The 26,612-nt window shown below is 35.1% G+C and carries 22 protein-coding genes and 2 tRNA genes; 14 read left to right on the forward strand and 10 right to left on the reverse strand.

Going from position 1 to position 26,612, the window contains the following annotated elements:
- Window positions 1–133: 133 nt before the first annotated feature.
- Entirely contained in the window at window positions 134–592 is a 459-nt protein-coding gene (locus E0I61_RS06560) for a DUF4262 domain-containing protein (protein WP_132070244.1), read from the reverse strand.
- A 476-nt stretch (window positions 593–1,068) separates the two neighbouring features.
- Here E0I61_RS06560 and E0I61_RS06565 point away from each other — a divergent pair, with 476 nt between their 5' ends.
- The 8 genes from E0I61_RS06565 to serB all read left to right on the forward strand — a co-directional run bounded on the left by E0I61_RS06565 (window position 1,069) and on the right by serB (window position 8,355).
- The gene (locus tag E0I61_RS06565; protein ID WP_131991660.1) at window positions 1,069–2,394 is read left to right on the forward strand and encodes a trigger factor; all 1,326 of its coding nucleotides are present in this window, start codon (window positions 1,069–1,071) and stop codon (window positions 2,392–2,394) included.
- Between the two features lie 398 nt (window positions 2,395–2,792).
- Window positions 2,793–3,467, forward strand: a complete 675-nt coding sequence (gene clpP / locus E0I61_RS06570; protein WP_073351820.1) for an ATP-dependent Clp endopeptidase proteolytic subunit ClpP — start codon at window positions 2,793–2,795, stop codon at window positions 3,465–3,467.
- Window positions 3,468–3,553: 86 nt separating this feature from the next.
- Window positions 3,554–4,786 (forward strand): ATP-dependent Clp protease ATP-binding subunit ClpX, encoded by a 1,233-nt coding sequence (gene clpX / locus E0I61_RS06575; RefSeq protein WP_131991663.1) that lies wholly within the window; start codon window positions 3,554–3,556, stop codon window positions 4,784–4,786.
- A 364-nt stretch (window positions 4,787–5,150) separates the two neighbouring features.
- Window positions 5,151–5,561, forward strand: coding sequence for an SRPBCC family protein (locus E0I61_RS06580; protein WP_132070245.1), 411 nt, complete (start codon window positions 5,151–5,153; stop codon window positions 5,559–5,561).
- A gap of 11 nt (window positions 5,562–5,572) precedes the next feature.
- Window positions 5,573–5,986 carry a VOC family protein gene (locus E0I61_RS06585; RefSeq protein WP_131991669.1) on the forward strand — a complete coding sequence of 138 codons (414 nt, stop codon included), beginning with the start codon at window positions 5,573–5,575 and terminating at the stop codon, window positions 5,984–5,986.
- Window positions 5,987–6,018: 32 nt separating this feature from the next.
- Complete coding sequence (locus E0I61_RS06590; RefSeq protein ID WP_132070246.1) at window positions 6,019–6,456, forward strand: SRPBCC family protein; 438 nt, start codon at window positions 6,019–6,021, stop codon at window positions 6,454–6,456.
- A gap of 26 nt (window positions 6,457–6,482) precedes the next feature.
- Window positions 6,483–6,923 (forward strand): VOC family protein, encoded by a 441-nt coding sequence (locus E0I61_RS06595; RefSeq protein WP_132070247.1) that lies wholly within the window; start codon window positions 6,483–6,485, stop codon window positions 6,921–6,923.
- A 193-nt stretch (window positions 6,924–7,116) separates the two neighbouring features.
- Window positions 7,117–8,355, forward strand: a complete 1,239-nt coding sequence (gene serB, locus E0I61_RS06600) for a phosphoserine phosphatase SerB (protein ID WP_131991678.1) — start codon at window positions 7,117–7,119, stop codon at window positions 8,353–8,355.
- 80 nt (window positions 8,356–8,435) lie between these two features.
- On the opposite strand, the gene E0I61_RS16260 is transcribed toward serB, so the two are convergent.
- The gene (locus E0I61_RS16260; protein WP_165930187.1) at window positions 8,436–8,585 is read right to left on the reverse strand and encodes a hypothetical protein; all 150 of its coding nucleotides are present in this window, start codon (window positions 8,583–8,585) and stop codon (window positions 8,436–8,438) included.
- A gap of 7 nt (window positions 8,586–8,592) precedes the next feature.
- Window positions 8,593–10,119: a GH3 auxin-responsive promoter family protein gene (locus E0I61_RS06605; RefSeq protein ID WP_132070248.1), complete on the reverse strand. Its 1,527-nt coding sequence runs from the start codon at window positions 10,117–10,119 to the stop codon at window positions 8,593–8,595.
- Between the two features lie 188 nt (window positions 10,120–10,307).
- On the opposite strand from E0I61_RS06605, the gene E0I61_RS06610 reads away from it, so the two are divergent.
- A complete protein-coding gene (locus E0I61_RS06610; protein WP_131991684.1) occupies window positions 10,308–11,102 on the forward strand; it encodes a DUF2797 domain-containing protein in 795 nt (264 codons plus the stop codon).
- A gap of 79 nt (window positions 11,103–11,181) precedes the next feature.
- On the opposite strand, the gene E0I61_RS06615 is transcribed toward E0I61_RS06610, so the two are convergent.
- Window positions 11,182–13,809 (reverse strand): AsmA-like C-terminal region-containing protein, encoded by a 2,628-nt coding sequence (locus E0I61_RS06615; RefSeq protein ID WP_132070249.1) that lies wholly within the window; start codon window positions 13,807–13,809, stop codon window positions 11,182–11,184.
- Window positions 13,810–13,995: 186 nt separating this feature from the next.
- A complete protein-coding gene (gene sppA / locus E0I61_RS06620; RefSeq protein ID WP_132070251.1) occupies window positions 13,996–15,756 on the reverse strand; it encodes a signal peptide peptidase SppA in 1,761 nt (586 codons plus the stop codon).
- A 138-nt stretch (window positions 15,757–15,894) separates the two neighbouring features.
- Between sppA and folK the strand changes: the two genes are divergently transcribed.
- Complete coding sequence (gene folK / locus E0I61_RS06625) at window positions 15,895–17,028, forward strand: 2-amino-4-hydroxy-6-hydroxymethyldihydropteridine diphosphokinase (protein WP_132070253.1); 1,134 nt, start codon at window positions 15,895–15,897, stop codon at window positions 17,026–17,028.
- Window positions 17,029–17,068: 40 nt separating this feature from the next.
- Here folK and E0I61_RS06630 read toward each other — a convergent pair whose 3' ends face one another.
- The 3 genes from E0I61_RS06630 to E0I61_RS06640 all read right to left on the reverse strand — a co-directional run bounded on the left by E0I61_RS06630 (window position 17,069) and on the right by E0I61_RS06640 (window position 20,328).
- On the reverse strand, window positions 17,069–19,219 hold the full coding sequence (locus tag E0I61_RS06630; protein ID WP_235832078.1) for an Ig-like domain-containing protein: 2,151 nt from the start codon (window positions 19,217–19,219) through the stop codon (window positions 17,069–17,071).
- Window positions 19,220–19,272: 53 nt separating this feature from the next.
- The gene (locus E0I61_RS06635) at window positions 19,273–19,809 is read right to left on the reverse strand and encodes an RNA methyltransferase (protein WP_132070257.1); all 537 of its coding nucleotides are present in this window, start codon (window positions 19,807–19,809) and stop codon (window positions 19,273–19,275) included.
- 69 nt (window positions 19,810–19,878) lie between these two features.
- A complete protein-coding gene (locus tag E0I61_RS06640; RefSeq protein WP_132070259.1) occupies window positions 19,879–20,328 on the reverse strand; it encodes a DUF1573 domain-containing protein in 450 nt (149 codons plus the stop codon).
- Between the two features lie 158 nt (window positions 20,329–20,486).
- Between E0I61_RS06640 and mutS the strand changes: the two genes are divergently transcribed.
- From mutS to E0I61_RS06660, 4 genes are all read left to right on the forward strand, one after another.
- A complete protein-coding gene (gene mutS, locus E0I61_RS06645) occupies window positions 20,487–23,093 on the forward strand; it encodes a DNA mismatch repair protein MutS (RefSeq protein WP_165930188.1) in 2,607 nt (868 codons plus the stop codon).
- 148 nt (window positions 23,094–23,241) lie between these two features.
- A tRNA-Gly gene (locus E0I61_RS06650) sits at window positions 23,242–23,314 on the forward strand.
- A gap of 14 nt (window positions 23,315–23,328) precedes the next feature.
- Window positions 23,329–23,414, forward strand: a tRNA-Leu gene (locus E0I61_RS06655).
- Between the two features lie 93 nt (window positions 23,415–23,507).
- Entirely contained in the window at window positions 23,508–23,855 is a 348-nt protein-coding gene (locus E0I61_RS06660) for a DUF1508 domain-containing protein (RefSeq protein ID WP_131991705.1), read from the forward strand.
- A 167-nt stretch (window positions 23,856–24,022) separates the two neighbouring features.
- Here the strand turns inward: E0I61_RS06660 and E0I61_RS06665 are convergent, their stop codons facing one another.
- Together E0I61_RS06665 and E0I61_RS06670 are read right to left on the reverse strand one after the other, a co-directional pair.
- Window positions 24,023–24,247 (reverse strand): PG1828 family lipoprotein, encoded by a 225-nt coding sequence (locus E0I61_RS06665; RefSeq protein ID WP_131991708.1) that lies wholly within the window; start codon window positions 24,245–24,247, stop codon window positions 24,023–24,025.
- A gap of 188 nt (window positions 24,248–24,435) precedes the next feature.
- Window positions 24,436–26,604: a S46 family peptidase gene (locus tag E0I61_RS06670; RefSeq protein WP_132070261.1), complete on the reverse strand. Its 2,169-nt coding sequence runs from the start codon at window positions 26,602–26,604 to the stop codon at window positions 24,436–24,438.
- Between the last annotated feature and the right edge of the window lie 8 nt (window positions 26,605–26,612).

Below are 26,612 nucleotides of genomic sequence, written 5' to 3' on the forward strand. Positions count from 1 at the left end.
GGCACTACAGCGGGTTTGGGACTAAATTAAGCCCATTCTTCGGATTTGCTAAATCATCCCAAATACAAAACCAACTTTCCATTAAGCCAATTGCCCAAATCCGTTGTAGTGGCTGTTAGCGGTTGTTTCTTTATTAAGTTTCGAATTCTCCAATTATTTTTTGGTCGTAATCATAGTTAGTTTCATTTGGAAAATTTCCATTTAAGTCTGGAAAAACGAGTTGCAAATATTCGTAATCACGGTTTTCATAAAATTTAATTGAAGTTAGAGTATATTCGGTCAAGTCTTGATTGCTAACTTTTATTAAGTACACAGGAAATTTTTCGCTTAAATCATCAAGTCTTTCATTTAGAGGTACTTTTCCGAATTTAAATTTTTCTGCATAGTTTTTAATTAGTTCCCCTGATAGATTTGGTCCAAGTCCTGAAATGAATAATTCAGGTATTTTAAAGTTTTCAAATATTCCCGTTGAGTACGCAAAAGGAGTGAAGTTTTCTTCTTCCATTATTGCGGTTGTATGATAACCAATATTTTTGATATTGTCATAAACACGGTTAAAATATATTTCCTTTTTATCTTCGTTTTCCTCCATTGTCTTGATTCCACTGTGAAATAACCGCTAACTCGTTTATATGTGTGACAAAATCACACAAAGCGACCCAAATTTGGGTAGATAGGTGTGATAATTATCACACAATATTTAATTTCAAATATATAAATAAATTATTACAAATGATCAAAGAGGTTTTTATTGTTGAATACTTTAAGCCGCGTGAAGGATGGAAGTGAAAATCCTTTTATGAAGCGAAGCGCAATAAAAGATTACTTCACAATATTTTTAATTTTTAGCGGAGTTCAGTGAACTTCGTTTGTAACGTACAGCCTGACCCGTAGTTGCGAGGAGGAACGACGAAGCAATCTGGTGGGACACGCTCAAATAATTTTCCTTTTCTGGCCTATGATTTTGTCAAATGACTGCCTAAAATTCAAAATGGTAAAATACTTGTTTGGGTTGCAAAAATTTTATAATTTTGCAACCCAATTTTATTATGTAAATTAAAGAAGAAGATGGATATCAAAAGAGTAGCAATAGACGCTGTGAATGAAACAATTGTAATGACTGTTGTTCACATGGATTACAAAGGACAAGTTGCAAAAAGAATAAACGAAAAAATGCCTTTGGCAACTGTTAAGGGATTTAGAAAAGGAGCGGTGCCTAAAGATCTTGTTGAAAAACAATACGGTAAAGGGATTAAGCAAGAAGAAGTTCAGAAAGTTGTTGATTTGGCTTTGGAGCGTTTCGTACAATCAGAAAGATTAAACCTTCTTGGAACACCACTTGCTAAAGTAAACGAAGATTTTTCTTGGGATGCTGAAGAATTGGTTTTTGAATATGAAATTGGATTGGTTCCAAACTTCACTTTAGACTTAGATGCTAAAAACGACATTGTAAAATATGTGGTTACTGCTGATGCTAAATTAATCGAAGGTCAAGTGGAAAGAATCCAAAAACAATTTGGAAAAGCAATTCCTCAAGAGGTTGTTGCTGCAGATTCAGATGTAACAGGAACATTCACTAACGAAGAAAAAGGAATTAATAACGCTACCACTATTGCTGCTGATCTTTTCAAAGACAAAGCGACTTTTGATTTATTCATTGGTAAAAAAGCAGGTGATGTAGTGACTGTAAATACGAAAGGTTTATTTGAAGACGATCATCAATTGATGGACGTGATGAAAGTAAGTCATGATGACGTTCACGGTTTAGATGTTGATGTAAACTTCACAATCGAAGCGATCAATACTGCTGAATTGGCTGAATTGAATCAAGAATTGTTTGATAAATTGTTTGGAGCTGGAACTGTTTCTTCACTAGAAGAATTGAAAGCAAAAATCAAAGAAGATGCTGAAACTCAATTTGCACAACAAGCAGACCAAAAATTATTAGGTGATGTTACGGAGTTTTTGATCGAAAGTACAAAATTCGATTTACCTTCTGAATTCTTGAAAAAATGGTTGCAGACTGTTGGTGAGAAGAAATTGTCTCCTGAAGAAGCTGAAGTTGAGTATGCACGTTCTGAAAAAGGATTGCGTTTTCAATTGATCGAAGGTAGAGCAATGGCTCAATCTGATATCAAAATCACTTTCGAAGATTTGAAAACATTCACTACAAAAAATATCCGTCAACAAATGGCGCAGTTCGGGCAAACAAATCCTACTGACGAAGAAGTTCAAGGAATTGTTGCAAGAGTTTTGTCTAACCAAGACGAAGTAAAAAGACTTTCTGACCAAGTTGTTGCGGAAAAATTATTGGAATTGTTCAAAGAGAAAGCAAATCCTACAACTAAAGAAGTAACGTACGACGAATTTATTGCCGCTTCATACGGAGAATAAATAGGAGTCTGTACTCTCGTAAAGTCAAAAGTCAAAAGCCCTAAGAGCGCAAGTGATTATTAAAATTTTATGATTTTATTACAGATACTAAACAATAAAAAATAGTTATATTTGAGCGTCAGAAAAAATATTTTTTGACGCTCTTTTGTTTCAATTAGTTGCGGGAGCCAATCCAGCTGTACGTTACAAGTTTTTTCATCCGTTTCAGTTTTTTAAATTCCTGCAAGAGCTTCTTCCAGTCGCTTTGCAAGAATAAAAAAACTAAAAAACGAAATTCAAAAAGCTTTTTACTCCCATCTGGGCTAAAAATAAGACATATTGACATTATTTGGAAATAGGTATGACCTTTGCATTAAATCGAATCACAAGATATTACGTAAAACTTAGAACAAAAAAATATGAACTACGGTAAAGAATTTAAAAAATTTGCTACAAAGGACCACGGCGTAAACTCGATGTATTACGATAAAATCGTAGGCGCAATGACTCCTAAAAACATGACTCCATATATCATCGAAGAACGTCAGTTGAATATTTCACAATTAGACGTTTTCTCCAGGCTGATGATGGACAGAATTATATTCCTTGGAACAGGAATTGATGACCAAATCGCAAACATCGTTCAAGCACAGTTGTTGTTCCTTGAAAGCGCCGATGCTTCAAAGGATATTCAGATTTATTTGAATTCTCCAGGAGGAAGCGTTTACGCAGGATTGGGGATTTATGACACGATGCAATACATCAAACCGGATGTAGCAACTATCTGTACCGGAATGGCAGCTTCTATGGGAGCGGTGCTGTTGTGTGCAGGTGCTGCAGGAAAACGTTCGGCTTTGCCACATTCAAGAGTAATGATTCACCAACCATCAGGTGGAGCGCAAGGAGTTGCTACGGATATGGAAATCAACTTACGCGAAATGTTGAAACTGAAAGATGAGTTGTACAAAATTATCTCGCATCACTCCGGACAAACTTTCGATAAGGTTCATACGGACAGTGAGCGTGATTATTGGATGATTGCCGAAGAAGCAAAAGCATACGGAATGATTGATGAGGTTTTAATAAGAGGATAAATTATTAGTCGAAAGTCAAAAGTCATAAAGTCAAAAGCATTGCTTAGACTTTACGACTTTTGACTTTATGACATTAGACTAAAAGAATGGCAAAAGTAGTATTAGAGTGTTCGTTTTGTGGAAGAAAGAAGCCAGAAACCAATTTATTGATTGCTGGTATCAATGCACATATTTGTGATAAATGTATCGAACAGGCACACGGAATTGTTTTAGAAGAATTAAAATCCGGCGGAAGTTCAAAACTGGTTGGAGATTTGATTTTGAAAAAACCAAAAGAAATCAGAGCGTTCTTGGATCAATATGTTATTGGACAGGACCAAACTAAAAAAGTAATGTCGGTTGCGGTTTACAATCACTACAAACGTTTGATGCAACAGCAATTAGACGATGAGGTTGAGATCGAAAAAAGTAACATCATCATGGTGGGACAAACAGGAACAGGAAAAACGTTGGTGGCTAAAACCATTGCAAAAATGTTGGATGTGCCTTTGGCTATTGTTGATGCGACAGTTCTTACGGAAGCAGGTTATGTGGGGGAAGATGTCGAAAGTATTTTGACACGTCTTTTACAAGCTGCAGATTATGATGTTGCGAAAGCAGAACGCGGCATTGTATTCATTGACGAAATAGATAAAATTGCACGTAAAAGTGACAATCCGTCTATTACGCGTGACGTTTCTGGTGAAGGTGTGCAACAAGCATTATTGAAATTATTGGAAGGAACCGTTGTGAATGTGCCACCAAAAGGAGGACGCAAACACCCGGACCAAAAATTTGTTGAGGTCAATACACAAAATATTTTGTTTATCGCCGGTGGTGCTTTTGATGGAATCGAAAGAATTATTTCAAAACGATTGAACCGTCAAGCCGTGGGTTATTCTACTTCTAAAAATGTGGATAACATCGACAAAGACAATTTGTTGCAATACATTATTCCAAAAGACATCAAAGATTTTGGATTGATTCCAGAGATTATTGGTCGTTTGCCAGTATTAACACATATGGATCCTTTAGACAGAGAAACCTTGCGTGCGATATTGACGCAACCTAAAAATGCGTTAATCAAGCAATATGAGAAATTGTTTCTAATGGATGACGTAGAATTCACCATTACAAATGAAGCTTTGGATTTTATTGTTGATAAAGCATTAGAATATAAATTAGGAGCTCGTGGATTGCGTTCGTTATGCGAGGCCATCTTAACTGATGCGATGTATGAATTGCCAAGTTCTGATACTAAAACATTAGAAATTGACGTGGATTATGCAAAAGAAACCTTGAATAAAAATTTATTGAAACGTTTGGAAATAGCATCGTAATTTGAGTTCTGATAAAGATTAATTTTTAATCTTTTCTAAAATAGTAAACCTGTTCATTCAATTGAGCAGGTTTTTTTATGGATTATTTTCAGCTTTTTTTTAAACCCAGATTCTGCATTAGACTTCGTGACGAAGCTAAATCATTCAATAAAAACAAGTGCTCACGGACAATTTTTAAAGAAGGAATACTTTTGTCTTTCGATTTTAAAAATTGGAGTAAGTGCTTGGTTATGAAGAAGAATTTAGATGCAGTAGATTTCTAATGCGGAATTTGGGTTTAAACTATTTTTTTTTAGTATTTATATGTAGCTGATTTTAAATAATTTGTAAATTTATAGTCGAAAATTTTAAAAGGGAACTTGAAATGATAACGGTACAAAATACGATAAACGCTTCTGTTGAAAAAGTCTGGGAATTGTGGACAGCTCCCAAACACATTACAAAATGGAATAATGCTTCCGAAGATTGGCATACCCCTTTTGCGGAAAATGATTTAAAAGTAGGTGGAAAATTTAAATCTACCATGGCGGCAAAAGATGGGAGCATGAGTTTTGATTTTGAAGGAGAATATACTGAGGTGGAAAAAAACTCCAGTATAAAATACAAAATGGCTGATGGAAGACATGTAGAGATTATATTTGAAAACCGGGGAGACAATGTAAAAGTAACAGAATCTTTTGACCCAGAAACAGAAAATTCCGAAGCCTTGCAACAACAAGGTTGGCAGGCAATTTTAGATAACTTTAAAAAATACGTAGAAAATTCAACCCTTTAAAAACAAACAAAATGACAAAGCAAATATGGCTTAATTTACCGGTAAAAGAGGTGGCGAAATCAAAAGCGTTTTTCGCTAAAATAGGTTTTTCTTTTAATGAACAATACGCTACTCCGCATTCAACATGCCTGTCAGTTGGAGCTACTAATTTTGCGGTCATGCTTTTTGAGGAATCGATGTTTGAAAGTTTTGTGCAAAATAAAATTACAGATACGCAATCAAGTTCTGAAGTATTAATTTCAATTGATGCTGAAAGTAGAGAAGAAGTGGATGAATTCGCAAAGAAAGTAGAAGAAGCAGGAGGTATAGTTTTCGCCAAACCAGCCGAAATTCAAGGTTGGATGTACGGTTGTGGTTTTGCAGACTTAGACGGACATCGCTGGAATATGTTATATATGGATTTTAGTAAAGTGCCAAAGCAGTAGGGTTTAAGTTAATCTAAAAAAAAACAAACAAAATGACAACACTGGAATTTAAAATTGAGATCAATGCTCCAAAAGAAAAAGTTTGGGACATTTTATGGAATGAAGAGACATACAAACAATGGACATCCGTTTTTTGTGAAGGGACTTATGCGGTAAGTGATTGGAAAGAAGGCAGTAAAATTCATTTTTTATCTCCAAATGGGGACGGAATGAATAGCATTATTTACAAGAAAATACCAAATGAATACATCGCTTTCAAACACATAAGCGAATTGAAGAATTTTGTAGAAATGCCTATTGATCCTAAAACGCAAGAATGGACAGGTGCTATGGAAACCTATCGATTAACCGAAAATAATGGTCTGACTGTTTTAGAGGTTAAAATGGATTCAGTCGAAAAGTATGTCGATTATTTCAAAACCACATTTCCAAAAGGGTTAGATATGCTAAAGAAACTCTCAGAAAAATAATCAAATTATTAATTTAAATTACAATTATGGCATCAATTAATCCGTACTTAGTTTTTAATGGAAATTGCGAAGAAGCATTTCTGTTTTACCAATCTGTATTTGGTGGAGAATTCTCTTATATTGGCAGATTCAAAGACATTCCGCCAAATACGGAGGGGTGCGAACCTGGTTCTGAAGAAGATAGTGAAAAAATCATGCATGTTAGTTTACCAATCGGCAAAGGAACAATCTTGATGGGAAGCGACAACAATTCGTCAAGTAAAGAAGTGATATTTGGGCAAAATATTTCTGTTTCAATCAACACCGAGAGCAAAGAAGAAGCCGATAAATTGTTTAACGGACTTTCGGCAGGAGGAACGGTAACGATGCCAATGAGCCAGACTTTTTGGGGAGCTTATTTTGGAATGTTTACCGATAAATTTGGGATCAATTGGATGGTAAATTTTGATGAAAACGAGAAAAAATAATAATCATTAAAACAAATCCTGATTTGTTCGTGTATTGCGTTTTTCTCAAAAATATAAACCTGTTCATTGATTTGAGCAGGTTTTTTTATGGTTAATTTAAACTATTTGTTATTGTTTAAAAAAAGAAACATTATTTTTTTTTATCAACGTCAGATTGTCGATTTTTGTCCATTCTAAATCAAATAATTATAGCATGCAAGTAGAAGATAAAGAGGTCATTTTATTAAAAGTTTCCGGTCAGGACAAACCGGGTGTAACGGCTGGTTTAACATCCATCTTGGCGACTTATGATGCCATTATTTTAGATATTGGACAAGCAGACATTCATGACACGCTCTCTTTAGGTATTTTATTTGAAATAAAAGCGGGTTCTTCTTCTGGGCCTGTTTTAAAAGATTTATTGTTTAAAGCGTATGAATTGGGGGTTAAAGTTAAGTTTATTCCGATTTCTATAGACGATTACGAAATTTGGGTAAAAGCACAACGCAAACAACGTTATATCATAAATGTTTTGGGAGAAACATTAACGGCTGTACAATTGGCGGCTGTAACTAGAATATTATCGAACCAAAATTTAAATATTGACGCTATCAAAAGATTAACGGGAAGGGTTTCTATTATTGAAAAAGAAGAATTTCCTCGTTCTTGCGTACAATTATCTGTAACTGGCAATATTGTCGATAAAACGTTGATGACGGCTAGTTTTATGGAAATTTCCAGAACCTTAGATGTGGATATTTCTTTTCAAGAAGACAATATGTATAGACGAAACAGACGTTTGGTGTGCTTTGATATGGATTCTACCTTAATTCAAACGGAAGTAATTGATGAATTGGCTGAATTAGCGGGTGTGGGTGAGCAGGTAAGAGCCATAACTGAATCGGCTATGAATGGCGAAATTGATTTTAGCGAAAGCTTCAAACAACGCATGGCTTTGTTAGAAGGCTTGAGTGAAGATGTGCTGCAAACAGTTGCTGAAAATCTGCCCATAACAAAAGGAGCACATCGCTTGATGAAGGCCTTAAAATATTACGGATATAAAACCGCTATTTTATCAGGAGGATTCACTTATTTTGGTCATTATTTACAAAAGGAATTAGGGATTGATTACGTTCACGCTAATGAATTAGAGATTATAGACGGCAAATTGACAGGTAACTATATAGGCGAAATTGTTGATGGTCAAAAGAAAGCAGAATATCTAAAAGCTATTGCAGAAAAAGAAGGGATTCACATCAATCAAACCATTGCGGTGGGTGATGGTGCCAATGATTTGCCTATGTTGAATTTGGCAGGTTTAGGAATTGCTTTTCATGCCAAACCTACGGTAAAAGAAAAAGCAGAAAGTTCTATTTCCAGCTTAGGCCTCGACGGTGTTTTATACCTGTTAGGCTACCACGACAGGCATATTGATATGATGGAGGAGGAGTAAATAGTGCAATAATGATAATAATAATAATAATAATAATAATAAAATAGGCTGTCCCTAAATTACTTTTCGGATAGCTTTTTTTATACTTTAACGGTAAACACTTTTTCAGGTTTTTTCAGTGTTTGTTTTTCGGGAGATTTACAAATTCCTCTTGCGCCGCAACTCATTCTATGCGGTCCGCAGGAACTCAGTACAACTAGTGTAATCAAGATGTAGAAGGTGTTTTTCATCTTTAGTCTATTGTATTATTTCAAACTGCATGCTTTTCAGTTGTTCCAAATAATCTCTTTGGTTAGAAAGTCTAGGAATTTTGTGTTGTCCACCTAATTTGTCCTTGCCTTTTAGCCAATCATAAAACAAATTTTTCCGGGCTACATTTATTACTAACGGATTTAACGTCATGTTGTTGTAGCGCTTTGCTTCGTAATCTGAATTTAAAGATTGTATGGATTCATCCAATGCTTTCTGGAATTGCGATAGATCAGCCGGATTGTCTTTGAATTCAATCATCCATTCATGGGCGCCTTTTTCTTTACCATCCATAAATATAGGCGCAACGGTGTAATCAACTACTTCCATTTGGGTCATTTTACAGGCTTTGGCAATAGCCTGATCGGTATTTTCGACCATCAATTCTTCACCAAAAACATTAATGTGATGCTTGGTTCTTCCCGTAACTCGAATTCGGTACGGATTTAATGACGTAAAACGAACGGTATCACCAATCAAATAGCGCCACAAACCGGAATTGGTGGTAATCACCAAAGCATAATTTTTGAAAAGTTCCACATCTGCCAGTCGAATTACTTTTTGATCCAGTGTTCCAAAAGTATCCATTGGAATAAATTCATAGAAAATTCCGTAATCCAGCATCAATAATAAATCACTGGAATTATTTAAATCCTGAATGGCAAAAAAGCCTTCGGACGCATTGTATATTTCGTAATATTTAAACTCTTTTTTAGGCAATATTTTTTTATACTGTTCTCGGTAGGGTTCGAAATTTACACCTCCGTGAAAGTAGACTTCCAAATTAGGCCAAAGTTCAAATAAATTTCCTTTTCCGGTTTCTTCCAGCATTTTATTCATTAAAACTAACATCCACGAAGGAACTCCGGCAAAACTGGTTACGTTTTCGTTTTTTGTTTCGTTTATAATCGCAGCAATTTTAGTTTCCCATTCACTCATAAGGGAAATTTTGTTGCTTGGCGTACTGCTGAACTCCGCCCAAATAGGCATATTTTCGATTAATATGGCAGACAAATCTCCAAAGAACGTATTGTTGTCTTCATAGATTTGGGAACTTCCGCCAAGACGCAAACTTTTTCCAAGAAACAGTTCTGAATCTTCGTTGTTGTTTAAATACAAACACAATAAATCCTTACTCCCTTTATAATGACAATCTTCCAGGGCTTCGTTACTTACCGGAATAAATTTACTTTTGGCGTTTGTAGTTCCGCTAGATTTTGCAAACCATTTTATAGGGGTTTCCCAAAAAACATTTTGTTCACCTATACGGGTTCTTTCAATCAACGGTTGTAATTCTTCGTAGGTCGAAATAGGAATTCTTTCGGCAAAAGTAGCATAGGAATGTATCGAAGCATAATCATATTGCTTGCCTAAAACTGTGTTTTTTGATGACTGAATTAAATGCATAAGCAATTCTTCCTGAACCTCATTGGGATATTTTAGGAAAAGTTCGATCTGATGGATTCTTTGTTTTAGAACCCAGGAGGCAAACGAATTGATTATGGTTAAAGGCATGGAGATTTGGGATTTTAGATTTATGATTGCAGATTTTAGATTTGAAAATAGGTTTACAAATACTAACTTTGCAATAATACCAAAAATAGTGTTTTTTTATAAAAAACAATTCTATTTGTATCAAATATTCTAACTCAAAAGAGTAGTCTTGCTAGCTGCAATCTACAATCTTAAATCTGCAATCTAAAATGACATACGAAGGTGTACTTACAAAAATGCAAACCGAATTTGGAAACCCAATTCAATATTATTTAGTTTTTGAGAATAGCTTTTTAAACGTGAATCAGTTACTGAATAAAAGTATTGAGATTAATTTTGTGGGGTATCAATGTTTGAATTGCGGGAAGAAGAAAAAAATATTCCGTCAGGGATGCTGTTATGATTGTTTCTATTCTAGTGCCTCGGTTGGGGATTGGATTATGAAACCGGAGTTAAGTACTGCCCATCTTGGGATTCAGGATAGAGATCTAGCTTATGAAGAAAAAGTACAATTGCAACCGCATATTGTGTATTTGGCTTTGTCCAGCGAAGTCAAAGTAGGAGTGACCAGAAAAACACAAGTACCTACACGATGGATAGATCAAGGCGCAACCCAAGCCATTTCGATTGTTGAAGTTCCGAATCGATACTTGGCCGGAATTACGGAGGTGGCGCTGAAAAATCATTATGCTGATAAAACCAATTGGAGAAAAATGTTGACCAATAATGTGGAACAAATTGACTTAGTTGCAGAACGGATGAAAGTGGAAAATTTTATTCCAACGGAGGTTCAGGAATATTTCTATTCGCAAAAAAATGATTTGTATGAGATGCATTATCCTGTTTTACAATACCCAAATAAAGTAAACAGTTTGAGTTTAGATAAAACACCTCAAATTCAAGGAAAACTAACCGGAATAAAAGGACAGTATTTATTGTTTGAGGATGGAACAGTTTTTAATATCCGTGGTTCCGAAGGATATGTGGTAAAAATCAAAGTATAAAATTCCACAAAAAAGCAGGAATTTCTATTTTAGAAATTCCTGCTTTTTTTATGATAAAAAACTATTGCTTTATATCAAATTATTCTTGTTGTACTTTAGGCTCTTCTGTTTTTTTCTTTTTATTAAACAATCCATTTAATAAATCTTTAGCCTTAGTTTTTACCTCTTCCTTAGTTGCGGGAGTTGTAGGAGTCGCCGTTTTTGTAGTATCTCCTGGCTTCTTGTTTTTATTAATGAAATCAGTCAAAGCCGAAGTTCCTTGTTTTACCAGTCTGTCTTTTTGTTGGTTTACTAGTTGAGTAGTCAATTTAGTTACCGCACTGTTGATGTCAGTTGTGATTTTTGGATTCGTGAAATTCCCAACTAATATCGCATTTATCGGAATGCTTTGCACTTTTGCAGCATCAGCAGGAGATAATTTTGCAATTAGCGCATTCGCTTCTGAACCCAAATATTTTGCGGGAACATCAAATTTTAGATTGTAATTCATGCTTTGGTCAAAACCATGCGTTCCTCCAATCGTTGCTTTGATGTCTTTATACTTGATGTCAAATGGTTTTACATTTACTTTTCCATCTTTGAAAGTAACCGCAGCTTTCAAATCATTCAAATTGATTTTACTCACATCAATGAATTTCAAGTTAGAACCTAATGCGGTCAGCAAAGTCGAATTACTCGAATTTACAGTGGTCGAAAGCAGTTGTCCTAACAAATCACCGGTAAGCGTTTTCAAGTCAGGAGTTAGTTCTGTTGCATCAAGATTTCCGTTCAATTTGATAGTTGAATTCAACTTTCCATTGATAATCCCAGCTATTGGTGCAATTTTTTTCAACATATCCAGTTGGGTGAAAGACTGTGCGATATCAACTTGATTTAATTTTAAATCCATATTGAAAACGGGCGTTTTTCCTTTTGTGGAAACAGCTCCGTCTACGCCAATTGTTCCTCCAAAAATGGATGTTTTTACATTTTGCAAAGTCACTTTTTCGTCTTTCACGATTAGTTTTCCCGAAACATCTTTCAGAGTCAAATTATCATATAAAACCGTAGTCGCTTTTGCGGTAAGCGTACAATTTAAGAAAGCAGGAATCTTCATGGCTTCCGCTTTTTTAGTTTCCGTTTTAGTCGCAGTTTTATTGGTTTCGCCGGTTGTCATAAAATCATCAACGGCTAATTGTTTAGAATTCATGTTGAAGTTTCCTTTCAATTCTTGGTTTCTAAATATAAACCCGTAAAAATTCTCTAAAACTCCCGTTACACTAATGTCACTTTTTCCTGTAGTCGCATTCAGCTGTTTCAAATTGACTTGGCTGGGATTAAACTGAACTAAAGCAGTGCTAATGTTCATTGTCTTACCGTTCTCATCCACATAATTGAAGCCTGAAAGACTCATTGTTCCTGCATTATTGATGTTTTGATACTGACTTTTTTCTACAGATTGCATATCAAATTTTGTAGTCACATCGGCCTTTAAAATTCCTGACAGTGGCTTGTCCAGTTTTATAGGATACGCTTTGGAAAGATTGGCTAAATTGATAGTTCCTTTTAAAGCGGCATCAACAACCGCATTTTGAGTTATGTTTCTTATGTTGGCTTTGGCATTAAAAACATCTTGATCTATTTTGAAAGAGAGCTTGTCCAAGTTGACATACGTGTCATTTAGAATCCCTGTTTCGTTTATAATTTTAGTGTCAATAACGATGTCTTGAACTGATTTTGGTAAATTAGGATATTGAAATGAAGCGTTATTTGAGGCTATTGCAATGTTGAATTTTGGAACTGTTGAATCTGAATACAAGCCTTTGGCAAAACCTGCAACAGTAAAATCGCCGGTTGTTTTCACATTGTCCAAACTCGATGCATAGGCTGCAGGGATAATTCCCAAGAAATTTTTGAAAGATGAAGTAGGAGTTTTAAATATCAAATCATATTGTTGACCCGTTTCGACCATTTGAATGAATCCATCAAATTCCAGTGGCAATTGATTAATTAACGCTTTGTTTTCTTTGAAGGTGTATTTACTTTTTTCTAAATCGATTCCCAAAACTGCGTCCAGAGTCAAGGCTACATTTTTCATGTAATTGACTTTGTCCATATCGAGTGATACTTTCGCCGTTGACTTGGTGACCAAATCTAATTTTTGGGCTGCAAAATCCCCGGTTCCTTCGTGGTTTAAACTGTCGATTATCATTTTTATTTTTGAGCTTTCGTCAAAATAACGGAACTTGAAATTCTCAATTTTATAATCTTGTATTTTTAATGATAACGGACTGCTTTTTCCATCGTCTTTGGTTTTTTCATCTTTCAAAGCAATATCGTAATTCCCGATTCCATCTTTGTTGAAAATGATATTGATTAATCCATTTTTCGAGGAGATTCCGTCAATAGACATCGCTTCGTTTTTACCTTTAAAAAGTTCTTTGATAGACATTTTTAAATTCAATTCGCCTAATGAAATCAAAGTGTCGCCTTCAAAAGGAGCTTTGTTTATAATGACTAATTTTTCCAGCGTTACATTCGCATTTGGGAAATTTTTGAATAAGCTTAAATCCGCTTCTGCAAAAGAGACCCTGGCATCTACTTTGGCATTGATAGCTTCAGAAATTTTAGCTTTTATTTGATTTTTAAATAGATAAGGCGCAGCAAATAAAGTCACGACGAGCAGGATAATCAGAATTCCAATGATTTTTAAAACTTTCTTTATCATAATTTAATTTCTTTAGATTCTATAAGTGGAGCAAAAATAGTGCCTTCGATTCTTTTACAAAAATAGTATTTTTAGGACAGAGTAGTTTTTTTGGTGTTTTTTATAAACAATAATTTAACTTTATAGTATAAAAAAATCCGTTTAAACAATTGATTAAACGGATTTCATAGTGAGTTACAAAAGCTCTTAATGAATGTTAATTTCAAAAGGCATTAGGGCTTGAACTCCTTTTTGTGCTTGCAATTTTTTTATTTCTTGCATAATTCTATAGTTTTCCTCTCCTATTTCTTCTTTTATAAAGTCTTCTTTAGATTTTGCAAAAGGAAGATTAGCTAAAAGATCCTCGAAATTTTTCTCGTATTCCGGATAATTTTGGGTGCTGTAGCTTTTTATTTTTGCCATAGAAGCTGCTTTTGCAATAGCGTCATCTAAACCTCCAATTTTATCCACAAGTCCAATTTTCACTGCTTCTGAACCTGTCCAAACTCTTCCTTGTGCAATAGCGTCAACTTGTGCAAATGTCATTTTTCGACCTTGTGCTACATGCGTAACAAAAGTTTTGTAAATGTGTTCAACACTTTCTTGGGTAACCGCTTTGAATTTTTTATCCAATGGTACAAAAGGACTATAATTTGCCGAATTTTCATGGGTCTTGACTTGCTCCGTATAGATTCCTATTTTAGTAGCCAATGGTGTGAAGTTGGGTAATATTCCAAAAACACCAATAGAACCTGTAATTGTATTTTCTTCGGCAAAAATGGTGTTGGCGTTACACGCAATATAATACCCTCCTGAAGCCGCATAATTCCCCATAGAAACTACTACTGGTTTTACTTTTTTAGTCAATTCAATCTCTCTCCAAATCAAATCTGAGGTCAAAGCGCTTCCGCCAGGACTGTCAATACGAAGTACAATAGCCTTTACATTTTTATTTTTTCGAGCCTCTTGTAACGAGCGACGCATAGAACCTTCTCCGATGACATTCACATCACCTTCGCCACCCCTGATTTCTCCTTGGGCATAAATAATGGCTATTTCATCTTTACTGTCGAACGTTTGTGAAGTAGTGGCTACTTTTTGAGCATAATCACAAATAGACACTTTATTGTATTCTTCGTCGTTGGCTACTTTAAGTGCTTTTCGGATGGCGTTGTGATACACATCTTCATAGGCAATAACGTCAATCAATTTCTGTGATTTTGCCATTTCCGGAGTTCGAGCAAGAAGTCCATTGGCAATTTCATTCAATTTAGCCACAGATATATTTCGGCTTTTAGAGATGTCAGTAGTGATCGAATTCCAAACGGAATTCAGTAATGCGGTAGTTTGTTCTCTGTTGGCATCACTCATTTTGTTTTCTAAAAACGGTTCAACGGCACTTTTATATTTTCCATGGCGGATCACTTCCATTTTTAATCCTGATTTTTCCTGAAAATCTTTAAAGAACATAAGTTCAGCAGAAAGGCCTTTGAAATCCATATCTCCGACAGGATTTAAGTAAATTGGGCTGGCAACAGAATTTAGATAATATTCTTTTTGTGAATACGAATTGGCATAAGCCATGACGAATTTACCTGATTTTTTAAAGCTTTCCAGAGCATCTCTTAATGCCTTACTTTGCGCCATACCTAATGACGAAGCATTATTTAGGATCGAAATACCTTTAATGTCGGCATCTTTTTTTGCTTCTTCAATGGCATTAATAATGTCTGATAAGCCTACTTTTTTGTTTTCTGAAAAAATAGTTACCCAAGGGTCTTTGTATTTTCCGGCATAGTCGTTTCTGATGTCTTCCAAATTCAATTCTATAACAGAATTATTTTTTACCGTAACACCTTCAGATTCACCACCAAAAATGGCTCCAATGAGAATAATTCCAAAAAAGAACAACATGAAAAAAACAAAAATACCTATAATGGTAGCTAATACATTTCCTAAAAATCTCATAATTATATTTTTTTAATATGTCGTAAAAAAGATTGAAATGTTACAAATAATTGTTTGTAATTTCTAAGTTTAATTATCAACACAGGATACAAATATATTGCTAATTCTAAAATTCTTTTAGTTAATTTGCACCTAATTATGAAATCACAACATCAGGTCATTTTATCTATAGGCAGCAATCAAGGCAATCGTTTGGAAAATATCGAACGTTGTTTGGAATTGATACATCAAGAAATTGGGACTGTAATCAAAGTCTCCAGATTATATGAGACTCCAGCTTGGGGTTTTGAAAGTGATGCTTTTTATAATTGTGCTTTGGTTTTACACACTTTTACATCCGCACATAAAATTCTGTCTCAGGTTTTAAAAATTGAAAAGCGTTTGGGTCGTTTGCGAAATAAATCTCAAGAGTATCAATCGCGCACGATTGATATTGATTTGATTGCTTTCGATTCAGAAATTATTGCTTCCGAAAAACTCCAAATTCCGCATCCTTTGATGCAAAACAGGAATTTTGTTTTGTTGCCCATTCAGGATTTAAATTTAGATTGGAAACATCCTATTCTTCAAAAAAATATTTCGGAATTATTGGCATTGTCACCAGATGAAAGTGTTTGTATAGTGGTTCAGAATTTAGTAAATCCTTTGCAGAATATTTCATTAGAGCAATTTAATTACGTCGCTTTCGAAGGGAATATCGGAGCGGGAAAAACCACCTTGGCTACGAAGATTTCCGAGGATTTTAATGCGAAAACGGTACTGGAACGTTTTGCGGATAATCCTTTCTTGCCCAAATTTTATAAAGATCAGAACCGATATGCGTTTCCGCTTGAAATGTCATTTCTTGCGGATAGATACCAGCAATTGTCTGATGATTTAGCGCAATTTGATTTGTTTAAAGACTTTCTAGTTGCCGATTATCATATTTTTAAGTCTTTGATTTTTGCCAAAATAACACTGGCCGAAGATGAGTACCGTTTGTATCGCAATCTCTTTGATATTATTTACAGAGAAATGCCAAAGCCTGATTTGTACATTTATTTGTATCAAAATTCAGAGCGATTATTGCAAAATATTAAGAAACGCGGCAGAAGCTACGAACAAAAAATCCCGGCTGAATATTTGGATAAAATCAATAGCGGTTATCTGGATTATATTAAATCACAAACCGATTTGAATGTTCTGATTATTGATGTTTCTGATAGGGATTTTGTGAAAAATCAAGAAGATTATCTCTATATTTTAGATGTAATCAAGAAGAAGATTAATTAATAATATTGACAGCTGTTTGAACCATTAAGTTGGTGTTCAATTATCTTTTTAGAGAAAAATGCCCTTTTATTAAAGGTCTTGTGTTGTCAATTTTCAAGATATACCAATAATCTGAAGCGGGCAATAGATTTTTATTAAAAGTTCCATCCCAAGATTGGTTGATTGCGTTTAGTTTTGTAATCAATTTTCCATAACGATCAAAAATGGTCACTTCGGCTCCTGGGTAATTAATTAATCCTTTTACTTCCCATAAATCATTCTGTGAATCGTTGTTTGGAGTAAAGAATTTTGGAGCAATTAAAACTACAAATGTTTTACTGTCAGTTCCGCAAAAATTGGCTTCTCTTACATGCGCCGTTTGCAAGCCACTCGATACATTGAAAAACACGTTCGAACTTTGATAATTGATTCCGTCAACAGAATATTCAAAATAGTCCTCTGATTTTTTTAAATAAACCACGACTGTAGTTCCGTTTACATCAATGCGATCTATTTCAGGAATAAGATGTTCAACAACAGTAAATTTTTTTCTGCTGGTACAGTTTTCAGGAGTAGGACTGGTTACATCTACGGTGTAAATACCAGAAGCAGAAACAGTAATTGTTGCTGTAGTTTCACCGGTTGACCATAAATAAGTCATATTAGGAATTTGTGCATCAAGGATTAAGCTGCCGGATTTGCAAAGTATTATTTCTTGATCCGTAACTACGGGAGGAACGTAAATTATAATTTCAACAGCAATCCGATTGCCATTCGTACATCCATTATTTATGGCTTCGGCGTAATATGTTGTGTTTTGTGTAACATTTGGGACAGTCAGACTTGTCCCAGTTCCTATGTTAGTGCTACCGGTTAGACTTGAATACCAGTTTATATTTCCAGTAGAAGCTGTTGCTTCAAGCGTTACAGCTCCTGCTCCACATCTGGAAACGGGAGAATTGGTAGCAGTGATGGTAGGGATTGTGTTTATTGTGGCTGCAACTGCTATTCTTGACGTTGTGCATCCAGCATCAACATAATAAGTTGTTGTGGCTGTTAAAAAAGGTGTTGTGTAAGTGTTTCCAGTTGCTAATAAAGTTCCGCCACTTGTAGTATCATACCAGTTTACTGTTCCGCCGGAGGCTGTTGCTTGAAGTGTAACAATTCCGGAGTCACATCTTGAAACTGAAGTTGTTCCTGTAATTTGTAATATCGTTATGGATGTGCTAGTTGCAATTTCAAGTATTGGATCTCCGGGCATTCCACCATATTCTATAATATATCCCTTTGATTGATAATCTCCAGTTGAATCTCCGTTTAATTGCAGATCGTTCCATGATCCTGGAATTCCAGAGACTCCAGGCGCTTTAACGTGTGCATAATGTTCAATACCATTACTGTTGTTTGGTTCACCAGTATTCCAATTGGTATAAGACATTACCGTTCCTGCCTCCGGCCCAGTAATCCATTTCCAGACCCCTTCTGTTTCGATGTCACTACCTCCAATCCAGCCGTTTCCAGCCGCCTGAGCTCCTGCCAATTGAGCTTCATCAGCCGCTGTCAGAGTGGCTAAATAACCTTTTAGCCCATAATAAATCTTTGTTTCTGCAGCTAATTTTGCTGCTGTCCAACTGATTCCTGGACTGTAAACATATTCGTAAAAATGACCGTTTCTGGGTAAATAATTTGCTTGTCCTATTGTGATTGAGAAATTTCGAATTCCTGAAGGAGAAGTTGATGAATTGCTAAATTCAACGTCTTTTATCGCGTTTACAAAGTCGCTATATAAAACATCAGCTCCAGTTGGGCTGGATAATTTTAATTTTCCTGAAGGAGCATCCCAGCTAGAAATAATTGTTGGGTGTAATGTGGGATTGGGTAATTGGATTAAATCCTGCCCGTTTACATAACCCGAAGAAATCTGAATGTAAATAGCCTCTGTACCTGTGTCTGTAATATCAGAATTTGTTATGCTGACATCGGTTACTATTCTTAATGAAGTTCCAGGACAGTAACTTTGATTTCCTGTAGCTATAATTTGTGGTGCATTATCTATAATTGATAATGAATGTGGGTTTGTAATAAAATTAAGGCGTGATGACTTTATCGAGCCTTTTGAGATTATAGCAGTGTTTTTTTTTATTGCATAAAAGGATATAGCGGAACATTCTGCCATCGGAACGAGCAATAAAAAAGCTAAAGATAATTTCAAAAAGTTAAAAATTCTCATGCGATAAAAGTATTACTTATTCTATTTTAAAAAAATCATTTCGGCCAGTTCAGTTTTTGAAATAAATCCCAAACTACAATCCCTGCGCTTACTGAAATATTTAAAGAATGTTTGGTGCCTAATTGTGGAATTTCGATGCAACCATCACACAAGGCGACCGCTTCTTGAGAAACTCCATGTACTTCGTTCCCAAATACCAAAGCATATTTCCTGTCCTTTTCAATTTTAAAATCTTGAAGAAAAACAGCACTTTCTACTTGTTCTATGGCAAGCGTGGTGGTGTTTTCTTTTTTTAATTTTCCAATAACTTCAAGAACATTTTCATGATGTTCCCAAGTGACCGTTTCGGTAGCGCCCAAAGCTGTTTTGTGAATTTCTTTGTTTGGAGGAGTGGCAGTAATACCACATAAATATATTTTTTCAATTAGAAAGGCGTCTGCTGTTCTAAATACGGAGCCAATATTATGCAAACTGCGGATGTCATCTAATACTAAAATCAGCGGTGTTTTTTCAGATTGTTTGAATGCTTCAATAGATTTTCGATCCAGTTCGCTGTTTTCTAGCTTTCTCATATTTTGTAAATTATTCAAAAAAAAAGCTTCCGAAATTAATGGAAGCTTTTTTGTGTATTTAGTTAAAATTTAGCTTTTTGAAGGTTCAGCGGCTAAAACATTTCCTTTTATTGTAAGTGTTTTGCTAGGGACAACAGCATTAGTTGTCAATGTTACTGTTTTAGTAAAAGCTTGACCACCTCTTGAAGTGTCATATTTTACTCCAATAACTCCTTTTGCTCCCGGAGCGATTGGCTCTTTAGGATAAGTAGGAACGGTGCAACCACATGATCCTTGAGCATTAGTAATGATTAAAGGTTTGTTTCCGTTATTTGTGAAAACAAACTCGCGTTTACCATCAGAGTTATAGGCAACAGTGCCGTAGTCAATGGTTTCAGTTACGAAAACCATTCCTGCGCCATTCACTTTTGCGGTAGCAACTTTAGTATTTGTTGCTTTTAATTTTTTTGAAGTTTCTTGTGCAGTAGAAGATACAACTCCTAAAACAACTAGCATAGCTAGGGTAATTATTTTTTTCATATCTATTTCAATTTAAAAGTATTTACAAATCTAAAGAAAAAATAGAAATTATGGATTAAATCTTTCTTAAAAATAGTTTAATTTTTGAACTCCTTAATTATTTGTTTTAAAATCTATAAATTCGCTGATATTTTTTTCATTTTTAAACACAAATACAATTGGCATCTAAAGATAAAATAGTTAAGGAAACTCCGTTAATGAAACAGTACAATGAGATAAAAAGGAAGTATCCGGATGCTTGTCTTTTGTTTCGCGTAGGGGATTTTTATGAAACATTTGGTGAAGACGCAGTTCGTGCTTCAAAAATTCTCGGAATAACATTGACCAAAAGAGGGGCAGGTTCAGAAACGGAGACTGCACTAGCAGGTTTTCCGCATCATTCTATAAATACGTATTTGCCAAAGCTTGTCAAAGCGGGACTTCGTGTGGCTATTTGTGACCAGCTTGAAGATCCAAAAATGACCAAAACCATTGTGAAACGAGGTGTTACAGAGCTTGTGACTCCAGGTGTCTCTATGAATGATGAGGTTTTACAGTCGAAGACCAATAATTTTTTAGCATCTATTTTCTTTGCCAATAAATCAATTGGAATTTCATTTTTGGATGTTTCTACAGGTGAGTTTTTAACGGCGCAAGGCAATGCAGAATATATTGACAAACTGTTACAGAATTTTAATCCAAGTGAAGTTCTGATTCCCAAAAATAATAAAAATGATTTCCGGGAAATTTTCGGAGAGGATTATCATAGCTTTTATCTGGAAGATTGGATTTACAAGGAAGACTACGCATTCGAAACCTTAACCAAGCATTTTCAAACGGTTTCTTTGAAAGGATTTGGAATCGAAGAATTGAAAGAAGGAATTATTGCTTCGGGAGCGATTTTATATTATTTATCCGAAACCCAGCACAACAGAGTGCAACATATCACGACCATTCAGCGTATTGCAGAAGATGCTTATGTCTGGATGGACCGATTTACAATTCGCAATCTGGAGTTGTATCATAGTTATAATCCAAACGCGGTGACGCTTCTCGATGTAATTGATAAAACGCTTTCGCCAATGGGAGGTCGTTTGTTGAAACGTTGGTTGGCATTGCCGTTGAAAGACAGTACTAAAATAAAAAGCCGTCATCAGGTGGTTTCATATTTAAAAGAAAATCAGGACGTTTTAAAAAATATCCAAAATCAAATCAAGCAAATTTCTGATTTGGAACGTTTGATTTCGAAAATTGCAGCCGGAAAAGTATCGCCTCGAGAAGTAGTTTATCTGAAAGAATCTTTGGATGCTATTATTCCAATAAAAACCTTGGCTTTAGAAAGTCCGCAAGAAGCAGTAAAAGTAATCGGTGACAGTTTGCACAGTTGCGAATTGTTGCGTGAAAAAATAAAAACGGTTTTAAATCAAGATGCTCCTGTGGCTATTGCCAAAGGAAATGCGATTGCCAAAGGAATCAATGCAGAATTAGATGATTTACGGGCAATATCAACTTCCGGAAAGGAATTCTTGGACGGAATCGAAAAACGAGAATCACAATTGACGGGGATCTCCTCGTTGAAAATTTCCTTTAATAATGTTTTTGGATATTATATCGAAGTTAGAAACTTGCACAAGGATAAAGTTCCTGTGGAATGGATTCGAAAGCAAACTTTGGTCAATGCGGAACGTTATATTACGGAGGAATTAAAAGAATACGAAACCAAAATCCTAGGTGCCGAAGAAAAAATTCATAAAATAGAAGTAGAGTTATTCGAACAATTGGTGAGTTGGATTGCAACATATATCAAGCCGGTTCAAATGAATGCTAATTTGGTGGCACAACTCGATTGTTTGTGTTCTTTTACACAGTTGGCTATCGAAAATAAATACATCTGCCCTGAGCTAGACGAAACTTTCGAACTGGAAATCAAAAACGGAAGGCATCCAGTTATCGAAAAACAATTGCCGGTTGGCATGCCTTATATTGCCAATGATGTTTTCTTGGATAGAGAAACACAACAGCTGATCATGATCACTGGTCCGAATATGTCTGGAAAGTCTGCTATTTTGCGTCAAACTGCTTTGATTGTGCTATTGTGTCAAATGGGAAGTTTTGTGCCTGCAGACAGTGTGAGAATGGGAATTGTAGATAAAATATTTACCAGAGTAGGAGCGAGTGATAACATTTCGATGGGAGAATCTACTTTTATGGTCGAAATGAATGAAACGGCTTCCATTTTGAATAATATTTCCGATAGGAGTTTAGTGCTTTTAGATGAAATTGGGAGAGGAACGAGTACCTATGACGGAATTTCCATCGCATGGGCAATTGCAGAATTTTTACACGAGCATCCTTCAAAACCTAAAACATTATTTGCAACCCATTACCATGAGTTGAATGAAATGAGCGAATCACTGCCTAGAATTCAGAATTACAATGTGGCTGTCAAAGAATTGAAAGATACGGTGCTTTTTATTCGAAAATTGGTAAAGGGAGGAAGCGCACATAGTTTTGGAATACATGTGGCGAAAATGGCAGGAATGCCTCAAATTGTGATTTTGAAAGCGCAAAAGCTTTTAAAGAAATTAGAAAAAAATCATTCCAGCGATGCGCTGAACGGAATTAAAGCTGCAAAAGATGAAATGCAAATGAGCTTCTTCAATTTAGATGATCCTTTATTGGAAGAAATCAAAGAAGAGATCATAAGTCTGGATATAAATACCATTACGCCTATGGAAGCGCTGATGAAACTCAATGAAATTAAAAGAATGTTGACCAGAAAATAATTTATTTAACTTTAAAGTTTACGTTATCAGAATGTTAACTTTTATATGTGATTTTTTTATAAAAAAGGCTTGTGTAATTCAATAAATGTCCTAAATTTGCATCCGCAATACAGAACAAGTATCGCGGTTCTTTTTAAGGATTGAAAATGCGAAAATAGCTCAGTTGGTAGAGCGCGACCTTGCCAAGGTCGAGGTCGCGGGTTCGAGCCCCGTTTTTCGCTCGACACCACATAATGCTCGGATGGTGAAATTGGTAGACACGCTGGACTTAAAATCCAGTGAACAGCAATGTTCGTGCGGGTTCAAGTCCCGCTCTGAGTACTAAAGCCTCTTCAATTGAAGAGGCTTTTTTTTGTTTGCAAGAATTTGAAACGGTATTGAATCTGAAATCTGCAATCTAAAATCTAAAATTTCATGGGCGCTTTTGTAATTAGTAAAAGATATAACGACGAATATAAATTTGTTTTCACTTCTAGGAAAGGAAAAATTATTTTTACAAGTTTAAGTTATGAACTCAAGTTTGAGTGTGAAGAAGACATTGAGAAATTTAAAACCGCTATTGATGCCGCTGACTTTTTAAAATTTAAGTCTACCAGTGGGAAGTTCTATTTTAAATTGATGCTAGAAGGGAATCATTTTGCAACAAGTAGAAAATATACCACTTCGTTGCGTCTGCAAAAAGGAATCGATGAAATTGTGCGGTATGGATCAAATTCAGAGGTGTTGGATTTCTCTGGAAATAATTTTATTTTTTCGGATTAAAGATTTTCGGATTAATTTGTAAATAAAAAAGAGAGTCGTGAAATTTAAATTTCCACGACTCTCTTTTTATTCGTACACCTCTTCTTAAATTATTGGAAATGTCACAAATTAAAAAAGCCATCTCGCATAAGCGGATGGCTTTAAAATTTTTAGAATTTGAGTTCTAATTATTTTTTTGCAGCTTCAGTAGCAGTTGCAGCAGCTTCAGTAGCAGCAGCAGCAGCAGAGTCAACAACAACAGCAGCAGAATCAACTACAGCAGCAGCAGAATCAACTACAGCAGCAGCAGAATCAATTACAGTAGCAGCGTCCTCAGCAGGAGCGTCAGCTTTTTTACATGATACAACAGTCAAAACAGCAACAGCAGCTAAACTTAAAAATACTTTTTTCATCTTAATTTAATATAAAAGGTTAATTATTAATTCGTGGCAAAGATATAAATTTTTTAATATGTAAAATATTTTTTTATTTTTTTTTTAAAAAATAATATTTTTTGTCAACGCCGAAACAAATTACAATTATTATGCCAATTAAGTCAAATAATTAATAAATGCTTTATATCGTTGTTGAGCCCTTGGTTTTACTTTAAGTTTTTCTTTTTCAGAGGTTTGCTTTTCTTTGGGTGAACTAGTTTTAGCTCACTGATCAAGTTTTTTGCACCTGCATATTTATCCATAATAAAAAGGACGTAGCGTATGTCAACCATGATGTTTCTACAAATACTTGGGTCATAATAGATATCACTCATGGTTCCTTCCCAAACCCTGTCAAAATTAAGTCCTATTAAGTTTCCGTTAGCGTCTATCGCTGGGCTTCCTGAATTACCTCCAGTAGTGTGATTTGTGCCAATAAAGTTAACAGGCATTTTTCCGTTTTCTCCATAGGGTCCGTAATCTTTGGTTTTATATAGATCTATCAATTTAGATGGAACATCAAATTCATAATCTCCAGGGATGTATTTCTCCATTATCCCATCTAAATAGGTTATTGGTGTGTAAAGTGTAGCATCTTTAGGCTCGTATCCTTTTACTTTTCCATAAGTAATTCTTAATGTGCTATTGGCATCCGGAAAAATTCTACTGTCTTTATTCAATTCTAATTGCGCCTTCATATACGTGCGTTGTAGCGCTGTAATCTTTAAATTGATTTCGTCGTATTTTGGAGTTACTTCTTTCGAATATTTATCAGCCAATTCTTTTACCAGCAGAAAACCTGGGTCATTGTTTAAATTCGTTAAAACGGTTTGCGTATCACCGGTTAGCAATTCTTTCAGACCTGTATGATTTTTAAGTTTAGATTTGCTGTAAATTTCCGAAGCCAAATTTTTAGCGTTTACATTCATCAAACTTTGAGGTAAAAATTGTTTTGGAGATTTGGCAGCATACAATTCAATCAATTGCTCAAAAACTTTTTCATCAACAGTTGCATTAAAATCTTTGTAGAAAGCTTCTTGGCCAGTTAGTAAATTGTTTTTTCGGTCAGTGAAAGATTGCTCTCCTTTGGTTTTGTAAACTTGTTCCAGCTGATACAATTTGTAACCAACACTTAGTAATTCCGTATTAAGTAGCACTGTTTCCGTAAAATAATCTCTGGCAGAGGCATACGGCGCTATTTCTGCGTAGTTTTTTTCAAAATCAGCTAAAAGTGTTCCGTACTCTTTTTCTTTCCCCGCTTTTGTTATTTTCTGCTGAAAAGCTTTTTCAGATTCTCTTTTAATAGCAACGGCATTTGATTTTTTTAATCCTTGGGTTTCGCCAATCCATTTTTTCCAATAATTAGCAATCTTGGCATATTTAGAGGCATACTGAATTTTAATAGCATTGTCTTTTCTCATGAAACCATCAGCCACTTTCAAGGCTTTGTCTCTAATTTCGATTTTTGCCGGATTTAGCTCGTTTACAATTTGCTCAATCGCAACAGAAGGTAAATATTCATTTGTTTTTCCAGGATAACCAAAAACTAATGTGAAATCATCTTCGGCTACGCCATCAAGTGAAATGGGTAGGAAGTGTTTAGGAGTGTAAGGAACATTGTCTTTCGAATACGCAGCTGGACGATTGTTTTTGTCAGCATAAATTCTAAATAATGAAAAATCTCCCGTATGACGCGGCCAAACCCAGTTATCAGTATCAGAACCAAACTTTCCTATTGAGGAAGGCGGAGCTCCCACCAAACGTACATCTGTAAAAGTTTCTGTTACAAAAAGCATGTATTGATTGCCTTCATAAAACGTGCGGATTTTATTTTCCTGCCAATTTTCCTTTGGTAAAGAATTAGTAAGTGCCGTAATGTTTTCTTGAATTTTCTTTTGTTTTTCGGATTCACTGGTAAGAGAAGCAGTTCCTTCTAAAACCGATGTGGTTACATCTTCGATTTTTACAATAAAAGCGACGGTTAAGTTTTTATTAGGCAATTCGTCTTCCATTTTGTAAGCCCAAAATCCATCAGTAAGATAATCATGGTCTACTGTAGAGTGCGATTGAATTTGTGAAAATCCGCAATGATGATTCGTTAAAATCAATCCTTTCGGAGAAATTACTTCAGAGGTACAACCACCATTAAAGTGTGGAACCGCATCTTTTAAACTCGATTGATTCACATCGTAAATCTCTTTTACAGACATTTTCATGCCTAAATTTTTCATTTCTGTTTCATTCATTCCTTTCAAAAGCGAAGGAATCCACATGCCGCCCTGCTGTGCTTGCGTCTGAATGACAAATAGTAATAAGAATAATTTTAAAAATTTCATGGTATTAA

Source organism: Flavobacterium ranwuense (genome assembly GCF_004349315.1).
Lineage (GTDB): Bacteria > Bacteroidota > Bacteroidia > Flavobacteriales > Flavobacteriaceae > Flavobacterium > Flavobacterium ranwuense.

What these genes read in the sequence shown, in the direction of transcription:
- E0I61_RS06580 (WP_132070245.1), top strand. Translation starts at nt 5,151, where the DNA reads ATGATAACGGTACAAAATACGATAAACGCTTCTGTTGAAAAAGTCTGG.
- E0I61_RS06560 (WP_132070244.1), bottom strand. Translation starts at nt 592, where the DNA reads ATGGAGGAAAACGAAGATAAAAAGGAAATATATTTTAACCGTGTTTAT.
- E0I61_RS06615 (WP_132070249.1), bottom strand. Translation starts at nt 13,809, where the DNA reads ATGATAAAGAAAGTTTTAAAAATCATTGGAATTCTGATTATCCTGCTC.
- E0I61_RS06665 (WP_131991708.1), bottom strand. Translation starts at nt 24,247, where the DNA reads ATGAAAAAAGTATTTTTAAGTTTAGCTGCTGTTGCTGTTTTGACTGTT.
- clpX (WP_131991663.1), top strand. Translation starts at nt 3,554, where the DNA reads ATGGCAAAAGTAGTATTAGAGTGTTCGTTTTGTGGAAGAAAGAAGCCA.
- E0I61_RS16260 (WP_165930187.1), bottom strand. Translation starts at nt 8,585, where the DNA reads ATGAAAAACACCTTCTACATCTTGATTACACTAGTTGTACTGAGTTCC.
- E0I61_RS06565 (WP_131991660.1), top strand. Translation starts at nt 1,069, where the DNA reads ATGGATATCAAAAGAGTAGCAATAGACGCTGTGAATGAAACAATTGTA.
- E0I61_RS06640 (WP_132070259.1), bottom strand. Translation starts at nt 20,328, where the DNA reads ATGAAAAAAATAATTACCCTAGCTATGCTAGTTGTTTTAGGAGTTGTA.
- E0I61_RS06635 (WP_132070257.1), bottom strand. Translation starts at nt 19,809, where the DNA reads ATGAGAAAGCTAGAAAACAGCGAACTGGATCGAAAATCTATTGAAGCA.
- E0I61_RS06670 (WP_132070261.1), bottom strand. Translation starts at nt 26,604, where the DNA reads ATGAAATTTTTAAAATTATTCTTATTACTATTTGTCATTCAGACGCAA.
- E0I61_RS06595 (WP_132070247.1), top strand. Translation starts at nt 6,483, where the DNA reads ATGGCATCAATTAATCCGTACTTAGTTTTTAATGGAAATTGCGAAGAA.
- E0I61_RS06590 (WP_132070246.1), top strand. Translation starts at nt 6,019, where the DNA reads ATGACAACACTGGAATTTAAAATTGAGATCAATGCTCCAAAAGAAAAA.
- sppA (WP_132070251.1), bottom strand. Translation starts at nt 15,756, where the DNA reads ATGAGATTTTTAGGAAATGTATTAGCTACCATTATAGGTATTTTTGTT.
- E0I61_RS06610 (WP_131991684.1), top strand. Translation starts at nt 10,308, where the DNA reads ATGACATACGAAGGTGTACTTACAAAAATGCAAACCGAATTTGGAAAC.
- serB (WP_131991678.1), top strand. Translation starts at nt 7,117, where the DNA reads ATGCAAGTAGAAGATAAAGAGGTCATTTTATTAAAAGTTTCCGGTCAG.
- E0I61_RS06660 (WP_131991705.1), top strand. Translation starts at nt 23,508, where the DNA reads ATGGGCGCTTTTGTAATTAGTAAAAGATATAACGACGAATATAAATTT.
- E0I61_RS06585 (WP_131991669.1), top strand. Translation starts at nt 5,573, where the DNA reads ATGACAAAGCAAATATGGCTTAATTTACCGGTAAAAGAGGTGGCGAAA.
- E0I61_RS06605 (WP_132070248.1), bottom strand. Translation starts at nt 10,119, where the DNA reads ATGCCTTTAACCATAATCAATTCGTTTGCCTCCTGGGTTCTAAAACAA.
- folK (WP_132070253.1), top strand. Translation starts at nt 15,895, where the DNA reads ATGAAATCACAACATCAGGTCATTTTATCTATAGGCAGCAATCAAGGC.
- clpP (WP_073351820.1), top strand. Translation starts at nt 2,793, where the DNA reads ATGAACTACGGTAAAGAATTTAAAAAATTTGCTACAAAGGACCACGGC.